General features: G+C 39.0%; 18 protein-coding genes and 4 pseudogenes. 14 read left to right on the top strand and 8 right to left on the bottom strand.

Annotated elements, in window-relative coordinates; genetic code table 11:
* Positions 1 to 25 precede the first annotated feature (25 nt).
* The 13 genes from ACWYN3_RS26330 (at position 26) to ACWYN3_RS26390 (ending at position 6,611) form a co-directional block, all read left to right on the top strand.
* A complete protein-coding gene (locus ACWYN3_RS26330; RefSeq protein WP_456217033.1) occupies positions 26 to 1,141 on the top strand; it encodes an ATP-grasp domain-containing protein in 1,116 nt (371 codons plus the stop codon).
* Entirely contained in the window at positions 1,138 to 1,569 is a 432-nt protein-coding gene (locus ACWYN3_RS26335) for a glutamate-cysteine ligase family protein (protein ID WP_456217034.1), read from the top strand. Before ACWYN3_RS26330 ends, ACWYN3_RS26335 begins: the two co-directional genes overlap by 4 nt.
* The gene (locus ACWYN3_RS26340; protein WP_456223161.1) at positions 1,562 to 2,089 is read left to right on the top strand and encodes a glutamate-cysteine ligase family protein; all 528 of its coding nucleotides are present in this window, start codon (positions 1,562 to 1,564) and stop codon (positions 2,087 to 2,089) included. Before ACWYN3_RS26335 ends, ACWYN3_RS26340 begins: the two co-directional genes overlap by 8 nt.
* The gene (locus ACWYN3_RS26345; RefSeq protein ID WP_456217035.1) at positions 2,062 to 2,250 is read left to right on the top strand and encodes a hypothetical protein; all 189 of its coding nucleotides are present in this window, start codon (positions 2,062 to 2,064) and stop codon (positions 2,248 to 2,250) included. The genes ACWYN3_RS26340 and ACWYN3_RS26345 overlap by 28 nt, the downstream gene beginning before the upstream one ends.
* Complete coding sequence (locus ACWYN3_RS26350) at positions 2,247 to 2,615, top strand: hypothetical protein (protein ID WP_456217036.1); 369 nt, start codon at positions 2,247 to 2,249, stop codon at positions 2,613 to 2,615. The genes ACWYN3_RS26345 and ACWYN3_RS26350 overlap by 4 nt, the downstream gene beginning before the upstream one ends.
* Positions 2,609 to 3,076, top strand: a complete 468-nt coding sequence (locus tag ACWYN3_RS26355; RefSeq protein ID WP_456217037.1) for a hypothetical protein — start codon at positions 2,609 to 2,611, stop codon at positions 3,074 to 3,076. The genes ACWYN3_RS26350 and ACWYN3_RS26355 overlap by 7 nt, the downstream gene beginning before the upstream one ends.
* Position 3,077: 1 nt before the next feature.
* Entirely contained in the window at positions 3,078 to 3,608 is a 531-nt protein-coding gene (locus tag ACWYN3_RS26360) for a hypothetical protein (RefSeq protein WP_456217038.1), read from the top strand.
* On the top strand, positions 3,598 to 4,287 hold the full coding sequence (locus tag ACWYN3_RS26365; RefSeq protein WP_456217039.1) for a hypothetical protein: 690 nt from the start codon (positions 3,598 to 3,600) through the stop codon (positions 4,285 to 4,287). The genes ACWYN3_RS26360 and ACWYN3_RS26365 overlap by 11 nt, the downstream gene beginning before the upstream one ends.
* Before the next feature lie 38 nt (positions 4,288 to 4,325).
* A complete protein-coding gene (locus ACWYN3_RS26370; protein WP_456217040.1) occupies positions 4,326 to 4,484 on the top strand; it encodes a FeoB-associated Cys-rich membrane protein in 159 nt (52 codons plus the stop codon).
* A gap of 150 nt (positions 4,485 to 4,634) precedes the next feature.
* Complete coding sequence (locus tag ACWYN3_RS26375; protein ID WP_456217041.1) at positions 4,635 to 5,093, top strand: Crp/Fnr family transcriptional regulator; 459 nt, start codon at positions 4,635 to 4,637, stop codon at positions 5,091 to 5,093.
* A gap of 154 nt (positions 5,094 to 5,247) precedes the next feature.
* Positions 5,248 to 5,712, top strand: coding sequence for a YceI family protein (locus ACWYN3_RS26380; protein WP_456217042.1), 465 nt, complete (start codon positions 5,248 to 5,250; stop codon positions 5,710 to 5,712).
* Between the two features lie 26 nt (positions 5,713 to 5,738).
* The gene (locus ACWYN3_RS26385; protein ID WP_456217043.1) at positions 5,739 to 6,146 is read left to right on the top strand and encodes a pirin family protein; all 408 of its coding nucleotides are present in this window, start codon (positions 5,739 to 5,741) and stop codon (positions 6,144 to 6,146) included.
* 87 nt (positions 6,147 to 6,233) lie between these two features.
* On the top strand, positions 6,234 to 6,611 hold the full coding sequence (locus ACWYN3_RS26390; RefSeq protein WP_456223162.1) for a pirin family protein: 378 nt from the start codon (positions 6,234 to 6,236) through the stop codon (positions 6,609 to 6,611).
* A 61-nt stretch (positions 6,612 to 6,672) separates the two neighbouring features.
* Here the strand turns inward: ACWYN3_RS26390 and ACWYN3_RS26395 are convergent, their stop codons facing one another.
* The 3 genes and pseudogenes from ACWYN3_RS26395 to porV form a co-directional block, all read right to left on the bottom strand.
* Positions 6,673 to 6,888 carry a hypothetical protein gene (locus ACWYN3_RS26395; RefSeq protein WP_456217044.1) on the bottom strand — a complete coding sequence of 72 codons (216 nt, stop codon included), beginning with the start codon at positions 6,886 to 6,888 and terminating at the stop codon, positions 6,673 to 6,675.
* A 43-nt stretch (positions 6,889 to 6,931) separates the two neighbouring features.
* Positions 6,932 to 7,408, bottom strand: a complete 477-nt coding sequence (ispF, locus tag ACWYN3_RS26400) for a 2-C-methyl-D-erythritol 2,4-cyclodiphosphate synthase (RefSeq protein WP_456217045.1) — start codon at positions 7,406 to 7,408, stop codon at positions 6,932 to 6,934.
* A 36-nt stretch (positions 7,409 to 7,444) separates the two neighbouring features.
* Positions 7,445 to 8,631: pseudogene (porV, locus tag ACWYN3_RS26405) on the bottom strand (type IX secretion system outer membrane channel protein PorV).
* 220 nt (positions 8,632 to 8,851) lie between these two features.
* Between porV and ACWYN3_RS26410 the strand changes: the two are divergent.
* On the top strand, positions 8,852 to 10,450 hold the full coding sequence (locus tag ACWYN3_RS26410) for an SUMF1/EgtB/PvdO family nonheme iron enzyme (protein WP_456217046.1): 1,599 nt from the start codon (positions 8,852 to 8,854) through the stop codon (positions 10,448 to 10,450).
* A gap of 72 nt (positions 10,451 to 10,522) precedes the next feature.
* Here the strand turns inward: ACWYN3_RS26410 and ACWYN3_RS26415 are convergent, their stop codons facing one another.
* From ACWYN3_RS26415 to ACWYN3_RS26435, 5 genes and pseudogenes are all read right to left on the bottom strand, one after another.
* Positions 10,523 to 11,026 (bottom strand): biotin/lipoyl-containing protein, encoded by a 504-nt coding sequence (locus tag ACWYN3_RS26415; protein WP_456217047.1) that lies wholly within the window; start codon positions 11,024 to 11,026, stop codon positions 10,523 to 10,525.
* Position 11,027: 1 nt separating this feature from the next.
* Positions 11,028 to 11,687, bottom strand: coding sequence for a DUF4159 domain-containing protein (locus ACWYN3_RS26420; protein WP_456217048.1), 660 nt, complete (start codon positions 11,685 to 11,687; stop codon positions 11,028 to 11,030).
* Positions 11,684 to 12,388 (bottom strand): annotated as a pseudogene (locus ACWYN3_RS26425) (RsmE family RNA methyltransferase). The gene ACWYN3_RS26420 and the pseudogene ACWYN3_RS26425 overlap by 4 nt, the downstream one beginning before the upstream one ends.
* An 11-nt stretch (positions 12,389 to 12,399) precedes the next feature.
* Positions 12,400 to 13,733, bottom strand: a pseudogene (locus ACWYN3_RS26430) (hemolysin family protein).
* Positions 13,733 to 14,283 (bottom strand): annotated as a pseudogene (locus ACWYN3_RS26435) (inorganic diphosphatase). Before ACWYN3_RS26435 ends, ACWYN3_RS26430 begins: the two co-directional pseudogenes overlap by 1 nt.

Raw genomic sequence — 14,283 nt, forward strand, 5'->3', positions numbered from 1 at the left:
CTTCATCACCTAATTAAAAAAATCTATGAAGAAAATAGGCATTTTATTCGGACAGGAACGATCATTTCCTGAGGCCTTCGTGAAACGTGTAAATGAACTGGGGGGAAATGACTTCAAGGCAGAATTCGTGAATATTGACAAAATATTTCAGGCAGAACCTCTGGATTACGCTGTAATCATTGACCGCATTTCTCAGGATGTCCCTTTTTACAGGGCTTCTTTAAAAAATGCAGCGATTACCGGAACAGCAGTTATCAATAATCCTTTCTGGTGGAGTGCCGATGAGAAATTTTTCAATAACGCACTGGCGGTTAAACTGGGAATACCAGTCCCTAAAACTGCATTGATCCCATCTCATGCCCGCCCTGATGATACGACAGAAAACTCTTTCAGCAATCTGGCTTTTCCCTTTGACTGGGACAATATTTTTGAATATACAGGCTTTCCGGCTTACATGAAACCATTTGACGGTGGTGGCTGGAAAGAAGTTTATAAGCTGAATGATAAAGAAGAGTTTTTTGATAAACATAGCCAGACGCATCAGTATGTAATGATGCTGCAGGAAGAAATTGAATTTGACGAATATTTCAGATGTTATTGTATCGGCGGAAAATATGTGCGTATTATGCAGTATGAACCACGTAACCCTGCACATTTGAGATACGCCGTAGATCACAAACCTTCTAGTGAGAAATTATTAAAAACAATACATGATTATGTGATTAAACTGAATCAGTATTTAGGTTATGATTTTAATACCGTAGAATTTGCTGTGCGCGATGGTATCCCTTATGCAATTGATTTCTGCAACCCTGCCCCTGACGCTGATGCATCAAGTGTAGGAAAGGAAAACTTCGAATGGGTGGTTGAAACATCAGCAAAATATGCAATTGAAAGAGCAAAAGCACAGGTTGACGGACAGGATAACTTAACCTGGGGCGAATATGTAAAATCGGCGATTGCCGGAAAACCACTAACAGCCGGTGGTACGACAGCAAAAACACCTTTTGTTAAAGCGGAAGCAAAACCTAAAGCAGAAGCAAAAACCAAGGCGCCTGTTAAAAAAACAAAAACCGTGGCAGCGGATAAAAAACTGCAGCAGCAAAGAAAAAATAAATTCGATAAGGAGGTTTCAAGATGATGAATGAATTTACGCTCGGTGTAGAGGAAGAGTATATGGTCATTGACCCGGTTACTCGTGAACTAACCTCACATGATCAGAAAATAGTGGAGGCTGCACAGAAAATCCACAAAGACCAGGTAAAAGCGGAGATGCACCAGGCCGTTGTAGAGGTGGGGACAGGGATCTGTAAAAATACAGAGCAGGCGCGAAAAGAAATTTCGCAGTTGCGTCATACTGTTTCAACACTTGCTGGTGAACAGGGTTTACGTATCGGAGCTTCAGGAACTCACCCCTTTTCACATTGGGAAAAACAATTGATCACTGAACACCCCAGGTATAGCGAAATCGTGAATGAACTACAGGAAGCTGCACGTTCTAACCTTATTTTTGGCCTGCATGTACATGTAGGTTTCCAATCGCGGGAGCTGGCTATTTCACATTGCTAATCAAGTCCGTTATTTTTTACCGCATGTTTTTGCTTTATCGACTAATTCCCCTTTCTGGGAAGGCAGAAATACAGGTTATAAATCATACCGGACCAAGATCTTTGATAAGTTCCCGAGAACTGGTATTCCAGATGTATTTAACAGCATAGAAGACTATGATAATTATGTTAAACTACTGATCAAGACTAACAGTATTGATAATGCAAAAAAGATCTGGTGGGACATCCGCGTACATCCTTTCTTTGAAACTATAGAGTTCAGAATTTGTGATTGCCCGATGCTGATCGATGAGACAATGGCTTTTGTAGCATTGTTTCAGGCGCTTTGTGCTAAACTATATAAGCTCCGTCTGCAAAACATGAGCTTCATCAATTATTCCAGGGCGCTGATCAATGAGAATAAATGGCGTGCCGCCCGTTATGGTATCGATGGAAACCTGATTGATTTCGGCAAAGAAATGGAAATCAACTGCCGTAATTTGGTATTGGAGTTGTGGATTTTTTTGATGTGGATGATGTAGTCGATGAACTGGGATGCAGAGAAGATCTGAGTTATATTCATAAGATACTGGAAAATGGCACTGGCGCAGACCGTCAATTAGCAATCTACTCACAGACGGGTAGTTTTGAATCAGTTGTGGATTATATTACTTCACAAACTTTAATCGGGGCACACGCATGACAGAACACACAAAAGAAATAAAAGTTGCTGTAATAGATATGAATAAAGGTGTCCCTAACCAGGGGCTGAGAGGTATTCTCGATATTGTTGCCAGCTATAAAAAAGAACATGCACTTGATTTATCCTGCAAAGTGTTCGATCTGAGGGTAAAGAATGAAATACCGGGAACCGACTATGATATTTATATCTCAAGTGGTGGCCCGGGCAGTCCTTATGAAGGTGTAGACCAGGAATGGGAAAATTCTTTTTTTAAACTCCTCGATGCTATTGAGGCTTATAACAAGATCAATGATCCTAAAAAATATGTGTTTTTAATCGTCACTCTTTCCAGATGGCATGCCGTAAATACGGCCTCGGAATGGTAACAGAAAGAAAGTCTAATGCCTTTGGGATTTTCCCGGTTACTTTAACAGAACAGGGTGAAAATGACATTATTTATGCTGGTTTAACTAACCCATTTTATGCAATTGACAGCAGAGACTGGCAGGTTGTAGATGCAGAAGACGAAACTTTCAACGAAACGGGGGCAGAAATCCTGGCTCTGGAAAAAGAACGTCCGCATGTTGATCTGGAACGTTGTATCATGTCTATCCGTTTCTCCAAAGAGTTTGTAGGCACACAGTTTCATCCCGAAGCCGATCCGGATGGTATGAGATTATATCTTCTGGAAGAGGAAAAGAAAAATACGATCATAGCCGCACATGGTGAGGAAAAATACCTTGACATGCTCGAAAGCCTGGATAATCCTGACAGAATCTTACTGACACAAAAATCAATACTGCCTAATTTTTTAACCGAAGCTATTCAATCTCTTAAAGAAGCCTGATATGGTCCATACTTACAGGGAATATTTTAACCGGAATTTCACAAAAGATAAATATGTGAACTTTTTACGCATACTGGAAAAAGACTACCCGCCAGTAACGATAAGATTTGCTGAAACACCTGTATTCATTCCTGAGGATTTAAAAGACCAGCTGATCGAAGCTGGCGAAGAGATTATCAAATTAATCAAACAGCCCGACTTCAAAGCACTGACAGAAAATGCCATTCCTAAAGAATGGGCTGTCCCTAATGAAAATGATCATCCTCATTTTTTAGCCTTTGACTTTGGTATATGTAAAGATGATGATGGCAGACTTGTTCCCAGGCTCATAGAAATGCAGGGATTTCCTTCGCTTTTCGCCTTTCAGGCACATTTGGCTGACACTTATATAGAAGCATTCGAACTGGACAACCTGGCTGATTTCAGTCCGTTTTTCCACGGTATAAATCAGCAATCTTATATTGCTTTATTAAAAAAAGTGATCCTGGGGGCCTTATGCTGCTTCCGAGGAGGTTGCATTAATGGATATTGATGCCCCAAACCAGAAAACTGCTATTGATTTTTTTGTGACGGCCAAACATTTAGGCATCCGTATTTTAAGTTTAACGGATATCTTTAAAGAAGGTGATCAGCTATTCTACAAGGAACAGGGTAAAAAGACACGCTTAAGAAGGATTTATAACCGTCTGATTTTTGACGAAGTGAGTACACAGCAGGATTTATTTAAAATAAGTTTTGATCCCCGTGAGCCTGTTGACGTCGAGTGGATCACACACCCTAATTGGTTTTATAGGATCAGTAAATTCACAATGCCTTTTTTAAAGAATGAATTCGTACCCGAAACCCGGTTCCTGAATACGATAGAAACTATCCCTGCTGATCTGGAGAATTATGTACTCAAACCTTTGTTTTCATTTGCAGGAATGGGCGTAATTATAGACGTAACTAAGGCTGATATTGAAAAAATAACTGATCCTGGAAACTGGATCTTACAGCGTAAAGTACATTATGAACCTGTTGTTAAATCGCCGGATGGCTATGTAAAAGCAGAAATCAGGCTTTTATATGTGTGGCCGGATGGTGAAGAACCCCAATTGTGTATTAACCTGGCCAGGCTGAGCAGGGGAAAAATGATAGGCGTACGTTATAATGCTGATTTTGACTGGGTGGGAGGCACTGTAGGACTGATGGCACAAGAAATTGACAATTAACAGACTGCCTCACTAAATGAATTAATTAGATTTGTATTATGGATATTCAAGCTATTTTAGTAGGACTTTTATTTGTTGCCGCCCTGTTTTATATAGGTCGCATCATTTATCGCGCCGTATCCCCAAAAAGTGGTGGATGTGCATCTAATTGCAAATGTGGTGTAGATTTTTCTAATATTGAAACTAAAAACAAATAGTTTTCATCTATATCAATATGTTCGGACAGCTTAAAGAGTACTTACAAAAAAGAATTGCAGTAACTGATGAGCAGTTTGAACTGATTTCGAAGGAAGGACATTCAGGTTAAAACTTTTGAAAAAAACAAAGTCATCCTCTCTCCTGATGAAATGAGCGGAAAGACATATTTTGTTACTGAAGGTTTGATGCGCTGTTATTCTATTGACAGCAAAGCTAAAGTTAATATCATTCAGTTTGCACCTGAGAACTGGTGGATAGGGGATAGAAACAGCCTTTTCAATGAGCCTTCTGATTTCTATATTGATACCGTAGAACCAACTACGGCATTGCTGATTCCCAAGAACTATTTTATGGACGCTTCTAAAAGCATCCCTTGTTTCGCTGATCTTAACTATAAGATGCTGAACAATTCGATCCGTTTTATGCAAAAAAGGATCAATATGTTATTAAGTGCTTCCGCTGAAGAAAGGTATCTTGATTTCATCAAATTATATCCCAATCTTACGCTGCGTGTTCCACAGTGGATGATTGCTTCTTATCTGGGCATTACTCCAGAATCGTTAAGCCGCGTACGTAAAGACCTCGCACACAAACATTTCAAAGTTTAATTATTTCTTATCATACATCAACACCCACGCCTAACAATAGCTTTAATTTTGTGTTATAATAAAAACCAATATTAAAACTAAATATTATGGCAACTACTAAATGGGTATTAGATCCAGCACACAGTGAACTTCAATTTTTAAAGTAAAACATTTAATGATCTCTACTGTTACTGGTAGCTTCAATGAATTTTCTGCTGAATTAGATACAGACAGTGAAGATTTCGAACATTCAGCTGTTTCTTTTAAAGCAGGTGTAGATTCTATCGATACGGGTAATAAAGACAGAGATGGTCACTTAAAAAGTGGTGATTTCTTTAATGCAGCAGAATTTCCAGCTGTTTCATTTGTTTCTACTTCATTCACTAAAGATGGCGGCGATTACAAATTAGCCGGGAACCTGACTATTAAAGACGTGACTAAACCAGTTACATTGGATGTTGAATTCGGTGGTACTGCACAGGATCCATGGGGTAACACTAAAGCAGGTTTTACAATCAAAGGAAAAATAAACAGAACTGATTTCGGTCTTACTTATAATGCCGCGCTGGAAACTGGTGGTGTAATGTTAGGTGAAGAAGTACGCATATTAGGTGAATTGCAATTTGCAAAACAAGCTTAATAAGCCTTTATAAATAACAATTTCTTATGGGAACCAATATAAAATCCGTCTCGGCTGTTTTAGATGCACCGTCACCGCATATGGTGGGTGATGGGTTCAAAGTAAGTAATTTTTTCCCGGGAGGTTATAAAATTAAAATGAGCCCGTTCTTTTTGCTTGATTTTAATGATAAAACAGAACTCCCGCCAACTAATCAATTACGCGGTGTTGGCGTCCACCCGCACCGCGGTTTTGAAACCGTGACCATTGCTTATCATGGGGCTGTGGCACATCATGACAGTTCCGGAAACAGTGGAATAATTTATCCTGGCGATGTCCAATGGATGACCGCAGCAAGCGGTATCCTGCATAAAGAATACCACGAAGGAATTCAGCCAGAAAGGCGGCCTTTTCCAGATGGTTCAACTCTGGGTAAACCTTCCGGCAAAAGATAAAATGAGTAAGCCTAAATATCAGGCTATCAAAAAAATAATACTATTGATAAATATATATTACCAGACCATGCAGGCATAGCAGAGATCATCGCAGGGGAATATAAAGGGACTAAAGGAGCGGCAACCACGTTCAGTGAGCTTCATGTATATAACGTACGCTTAAATGCCGGCGGAGAAGCTGCATTCAATTTCCCTGCTCATTATAATACAGGAATACTGATTGTAGAAGGCAGCGTTATGATCAACGGAGAAAAAGCAACTGGAAATCAGTTTGTATATTTCAGGAATGATGGAGAAGAAATCCTTGTTAAAGCCTCAGAAAACAGTATTGTTCTGATCTTAAGCGGTGAACCAATCAATGAACCGATTGCTCAATACGGGCCATTTTTAATGAATAACCAGGCAGAAATCAAAAAGGCGATCAGCGATTATAATGAAGGTAGATTTGGTTACCTCGAAGACTAAACCTGAATTGACATTAATTAAAAACCCGCTAAATGAAATGATTCAGCGGGTTTTTAATGGGTTACTTTTTAACCGGCTTTGAGTGATCTGTCTGCAAACTATCGATTAATGTAGTATCAGAACTCTTTGTTTGCTGCACCGGTTGTGAAGCTTTAATATTTGTATCTATTTTCACTGAATCGGGAACCTTCTCACTTCCTTTATCGCCCAGCGTGCAGGATGAAAAAGAAACAGCTGTTATGCCCGCTATCAGTAAACATTTTAATGAATTTTTCATAATAAAAGTTTCGGTAATAACCCTTTGCAGCAGTAATTGTTTTTTATTTTTCAATCAAACAAACTGCATAAGCAACTACTCCTTCTTCCCTGCCAATAAAACCCATAGTTTCATTAGTGGTCGCTTTAATCGAAATATCTTCTACAGACATCCCTATAGCTTCAGCAATATTTTGCTGCATTTGCGGGATATGAGGATTGATCTTAGGAGCTTCTAAACAAAGCATCGCATCAATATTTCCAATTGTCCATCCTTTTTCTGCAATCAATTTCACAGTTTCCTTTAAAAGAATAATACTGCTGATACCTTTCCACTGAGGATCAGTATTTTTAAAATGGAAGCCGATATCGCGAAGGTTCGCTGCCCCTAATAAAGCATCACAAATTGCATGTAACAAAACATCGGCATCAGAATGTCCAAATGCCCCTTGATGGTGTTCAAGATTTACTCCTCCAACCACAAATGGATGACCACCTTTTAACTGGTGTACGTCAAAACCAAATCCTACTTTAATCTTCATTTTTAATTATATATATTATTTGCCGGTATCCCCCAATTACTTATTGGTTTCTCCAAAATTGAATAATAAGGTAAACCTTAAGGTATTAGCTAATGGGCTTTTCCTGGCACTAGCTGCCAGATAAGACACATCGAAATTAAAACTTTCATATTTAAAGCCTGTGCCCAGTGTGAAGTATCTTCTGTCTCCCTTTTGTGGGCTTTCATAAAAATATCCAGCTCTTAAAGCAAATTTCTTGTTGTACCAGTACTCCAGACCAGTAGCTATATTTATTTCTTTTACCTCTTCACTGAAACCTCCGGGTGCATCGCTGAAAGAACCAAATATCCCCGAAGGAACTGAACGGTCAGGGTCTTTTCCGGATTGTATGCTTCCATCCTGATTATAAATTGGAAGAGTAGGCACTAAAAGTTTATTAAAGTCAAGCGCTATAGTAATTTCATTATAATCATCCAGAATAAAGGTTGACGCACCGCCGATCTTTAGGTTTGTAGGCAGAAAAAATAACTTTGTCCGCCGTCCATATAGCTCATTTTCGTACCTATATTCGAGATATTCGCACCAGCGGATACAATCGCGTCATACCCGAACAGGAAAGTTGGCTTTTTAAAATAGGCCGAAACATCCATCGCAAAAGATTTCCCTGCTTTGGACTGCTGTCCGACAGAAAACTGACCGGCAGCGAGATTAGAATAAATATATCTTACAGAGGTTCCTAAAGAAAAGGAATCCCCAAACCTGCGCGCAAAAGTCGCATCAATAGCAAACTCATTTGGATTATAGGTACCCAGATCCTGCTGATTGATATCTGTCATCTGAATTTTCCCAAGTGAGAAATAGCGCAGTGAAGCACCCAGCGTAGTTTTATCATCCACTTTATAAAATCCACTCAGGTATCCAAGATTGATATCCGATACTATACTTCTCAACCAGGGACTATAAGATGCTGAAAACCCATGTTTCTGTTCAAGAAAGGCTATTTTTGAAGGATTTATACTATTTGAATTTGCATCCGGTGCGATTGCCACACCAGCCTCTCCCATTCCCCCGACTCTCGCATCTGGTGTAATCAATAAAAATGGGACAGCCGTTCGCAAACTATTAAACCTGCTGCCATTGGTTTGTGTTTCTGGTGTCTGCGCACGCAATGAGAAACTTATTACTGCAAGAAAGAAGCAAATCAACAGAAATTTTGAAGAGCACTTAAGATTTATTATCCTCATTTAATTGATTTTCTTTTTTCAGGTTCATAGATAGGTGTGAATCAGTGTTGACTCTCTTCTTCAAATATAATTTAAATAAGCAATTTATTTAATTTAAGCACTAAGATTTACGCCCATAAATAATGCAAGATGTTAATCTAAGATGATATTATTCAATTATTTTGTTGCTTCGATCTTTTTTTGTGTAATTTTAACAGTTAGAATAGCTCAATACGCACTTATGGAAAAAACATACCTATATTCATTTGCTTTTTTATTGTCTGTTTCCTCATTAATTTCGTGCACGTCGAAAAAAAGTGCAACTTCCGAAAAAACAGGATTAGCATACAATAGACCAGAAAACGGAGGGTTTCAAGTAAATAACAAATTCAAACGCGGACCTGGTCCTGGTTTGGTTGAGATTGAAGGTGGTGTATTTGTGATGAGCGGAAGCGCTACCAATGTTCCGGGACAGGAACTTAAAGATTATAACCATAAAAGAGAAACTACAGTATCTTCATTTTACATGGATGAAACTGAGGTATCCAATACCAACTGGTTAGAATATCTGAACTGGATCAGAAAAGTCGATCCTACAAACTACGAATATTATTACAATGAGTTACCTGATACGCTGGTTTGGCGCAGGCCTCTTTCTTATAATGAACCTTACGTTGACAATTATTTAAGACATCCTGCTTACCAGGATTATCCTGTTGTAGGTGTAAGCTGGGAACAGGCACAAAGATATTGTGTATGGAGAACTAATATAGTGAATGAATCCTTGCTAAGGGAACAAAACTATATGACCAGTTACAAAGATCTGAACGGTACTGGCAATAAAAAAGGAAATGCTGCAGCTACTGCCGCTAAACCAACAGGCCCATTCAATACTGACATTTATTTAAATGGACAGTATGATGATAAAGGAACTAAAGCGATGAAAGATTTTGGCCCTGCTGCTACTGCTGCAAATGCGAACGGCAAAGGACAAAAAGGTGGTGCAACAAGAAATGTAAGATTAGAAGACGGTATTGTAAAACAACCTTATCGCCTGCCAACAGAAGCTGAATGGGAATATGCAGCTTTAGGCCTGATCGGGAACACCAATTATGAGAACATCTCTAATAATAAAATCTATCCATGGGATGGTTTAGGTATCAGTTCTGCAAAGAACAAGACCCGTGGTTTGATCCTGGCCAACTTTAAGAGAACTAAAGGAGATTATATGGGTGTTGGCGGTACATTGAACGATAAAGGAAGTATTACTGTTCCTGTACGTTCTTACGTACCTAACGATTTCGGTTTATACAACATGGCTGGAAACGTAAATGAGTGGGTAGCTGATGTTTACCGCTCCAATACATTTGAGGCTGCTGATGCTTTAAACCCATACCGGGGAAATTACTACCAGGATAAAAAAGTAGCCGATGCACTGACTGGCAGATTAGAAAAAGACGCTTATAACAGACCTATTATGACTGCAGCTGTTTCTGGCAAGAAACAAACCTGGGCAGAAAAACAGGCTGCATCAGCCAAAGCTGATACGTTAAAAAACTCATATGCTGACCAAAGAGGTTTCCGTGATGAAGAGAATAAACTATATGGCGAGATTACGCTGGTAAATAATAAATCAAGAGTTTATAAAGGCGGTTCATGGGATGACCAGGCTTTATGGTTAAACCCTGCTACCAGACGATTCTTACAACAGGATGAGTCTACTGCTGATATAGGTTTCCGTTGTGCAATGACAATGTTGGGTGCTTCTGAGATACGTTCTGCAGGAAAACCACAGTTTAAGCCTAAACAGCAAAAACCATTCAATGCCAAAAAGAAATAAAGTTATTTAAGATTATAAAAAAAGAGGAGCAAAATTGCTCCTCTTTTTTTATATGAATATTTTTTCACGTTTCTATACAAACTCAATCAAAACCTGGTTCTTTTCTACCTTATCCCCTCTGGTTACATAGATTTTTTCACTCACTACGCCCTCAGTTGCCGACTTCAGCATATTTTCCATCTTCATCGCCTCCAGAACCAACAGATTATCTCCTTTTTGAACTTCCTGCCCTTCAGAAACACTGATACTTAACACCAGGCCAGGCATTGGAGCCTTAACTTCTCTTGCGACCTTACCACTGCCAGCTCCCATCCCCATTTCCTTCAGCAAACTATCAAACTGGTCTTCGATTGCCACCTCATATAGCTTTCCGTTTATTTTAACAACGGAGGTCTTATCATCATGGTTCTCGGAAACAACCTCTGCGTTATAAGACTTGTTCTTATAAATAAAATGCAGGTGCCCATCATTAAGTTCACGCACATCAACAGGAATAGCCTCACCGTTTAGCTGCAGAGCGTCATTCGAAGCCGACAAATCAAAATCATAAGTATCATTTACTTTTATCTTATACATATCAATGGGTTAAAACATAACTGACTAAATTTGCGCCCATTCTAAGCGCATTGCTTCTTTTTTCAGCACTATCCTCCGGATAAGTACCAAAGTCTTCCCAGCCGTTCCCTAAATCACTCTCATAGGAATAATAGCAAACCACTCTTCCCTCCCAGATCAGTGCAAATCCCTGTGCACGTTTTCCATCATGCTCATGTATTTTAGGAAGCCCGTTTCCAAATTTAAACTTTTGACTGTAAACCGGATGATTAACCGGCAATTCTACAAATGATAATTCCGGAAACACCTTTTTCATCTGTACTCTTACATATTTATCCAGACCATAATTATCATCTATATGCAAAAATCCTCCGCCAGTTAAATAGCGACGAAGATTCTGTGCTTCCTGCGCATTGAAAACAACATTTCCATGCCCGGTCATATAAATAAAAGGATAATTAAAGAGTTCAGGACTGCCAACCTCTGCAATTGCTTCGTCAGCGGCAAAATTAGTATGGAGGTTCTGGTTGCAGAAGGCAATCAGGTTAACCAGAGCAGTCCTGTTGCCATACCAATCTCCACCACCGTTATATTTAAGCCTTGCGAGCTGATAAGCTGGGGTTTGAAAACTGCTCGTCAATAGAACCAATAAAGGGAAAATGATTAATAACCTGATTCTCATCTATTTAAGTAATTCACCTCAAAACAAGCTGCTAAAGCAGCAGTTTCAGTCCTGAGACGTGTATTACCTAAAGTTAATGGTTTAAAGTCATTTTGCAAAGCCAGCTCGATTTCATTTGGTGTAAAGTCACCTTCTGGGCCAATCAGAATCAGATAACTCTGACCCGGTTTGGAAACCTGGCTGATAAAACCGCGGGGTTCACCATCCACGCAATGTGCAATCATTTTATAATCAGCGGTTGCTTTACTGATAAATTCTTTGAAACCGACCGCTTCATTCAGCATCGGGTGATAAGCCTGCAAAGATTGTTTTTTACTGCTGAAGTTATTACTTTATTCAAGCGTTCTTCTTTTACAATTTTACGTTCTGAACGTTCACAGATCAGCGGGGTAATGATCGATTCCAATCTCCGTCGCTTTCTCCAGAAACCATTCGAGCCTGTCTATGTTTTTGGTGGGTGCCACAGCAATATGAAGACTGTGGTTTCTTTTCTGATATTCCCTGGTAGTTTTCAGCATACGCAGTGTCACGTTCCGTTTAGACTCAGCAATGATCTCTGCCTCATATAAACCTCCGTGCCCATCAATCAAATGAACAACATCACCGATAACCAGGCGCAGTACTTTCATACAGTGCCGGCTCTCTTCCTCATTTAAGATATATTCGTCAGCGGTAATATCTGGCGTATAAAAAACATGCATCTTGTGAAATTTTAGTGATTATCTACCAGATCATTATTACCGATTACCAATTCAAGCTTGATAGTCTCAATATTCTGCTCCGTTTTTTTAAGGATGGTAAATAAATACCCATAACATTCTTCACTGTCTCCTACATCGGGGATTTTCCCAAAAGCATGTGAAACCAAACCACCAACAGTATCAAAGTCAAGTCAAGATCCTCTCTAAGTAAGTCATGCGGAAGATGTTCATTTACATCATAAACCGTTGCATAAGCATTGATCACGAATTCTGTATCAGATATTTTCTCTACCGTAGGCTTCTCTTCATCATATTCATCCTGAATTTCACCTACAATCTCTTCAACGATATCTTCAAGGGTTACCATACCTGCAGTACCACCAAATTCATCAATGACAATTGCAATCTGGATACGTTTCTGCTGTAACTCGCTTAACAGGTCATTAATCTTTTTCGTCTCAGGGACAAAATAAGGCTTTCTGATAATATCTTTTAATGACCACTCTTTATTTCCTGCCAGTAAAGGCAAAACATCTTTAGCGTGAACAATACCAATGATTTTATCAATGATATCATCATATACCGGCATTCTTGAATAACCTTCGGCAATAATCAGATCAACCACATCTTCTTTAGGCGTAGACAGTTCGATACCAGAAATTTTGGTTCTTGGTACCATAATATTTTTTACCACACGTTCATGAAAAAAAAAAAACGTTACGGATGAGTTCGTGCTCATTATTATCTAAAGCACCACTCTCTCTTCCCTGGTCTAACAGGTAATATAGTTCTTCTGTACTGTGTACCGCCTCGTGTCCGCCAACTGTCGAAATACCAAAAACTTTCAGAATAATATTTGCAAACCCATTCAGTAACCAGATAAACGGTCTGAAAACTACATAGAAAACCTGTAATGGAACAGAGATAAAAAGTGTAGTGGCTACGGGGCGCTGAATAGCAATTGATTTTGGCGCAAGCTCTCCGAATACGATGTGCATAATCGTAATAAAACTGAATGCGATAATTGGAGAGGCAGTTTTCGAGAAAGAATCGATGAATGCAGGGGACTGGTTTAATGAAGTTAACAAATTGTGTAACAGATGTTCCATTACTGATTCTCCAACCCAGCCTAATCCCAGTGATGCTAATGTAATACCCAGCTGCGTTGCAGCCAGGTATCCATCAAGATGTTGTGTAATATATTAGCAATATTAGCTACTCTATTACCAGATTTAGCCTTAATTTCTATTTGCGACGCTCTGACTTTAACGATTGCAAACTCAGCTGCAACGAAAAAGCCGTTTAAGACGACTAAGAAAAAGGTTAAGAATATTTGAAAGCCCATTAAGAGTTGTTTCTAAATGTACTATTATAAAGTTCTATACTTTCTTCAATAACTTTATAAGCATAAGTAACGCCCATCAACTTTTCGATAGTTACGTTCTTTTCTTCTAAAGCTTTATAATCCTGGAAGAATCTTACGATTTCTTTCATCTGGTGTGGTGGCAATTCAGATATGTCATTGATATAATTCACTGACATATCATTTTTTGCAACAGCAATGATTTTATCATCCTGCTCACCATTGTCTACCATGTGCATTACACCAATAACTTTTGCTTCAACAATAGATAATGGGTAAACATCAACAGAACACAAAACAAGAATATCCAATGGATCATTGTCGTCACAATAGGTCTGGGAATGAAGCCATAATTTGCAGGATACATTACAGAAGAAAACAGGACACGATCCAATTTAATCAAATGAGAGTCTTTATCTATTTCGTATTTAGCTTTTGATCCTTTAGGAATTTCAATAATAGCATTTACCGATTCTGGTAAATTAGCACCTGGAGAAACACTGTGCCAGGGATGTTTTGTGTCTATTTGCAT

The organism is Pedobacter sp. NJ-S-72 (assembly GCF_053890575.1).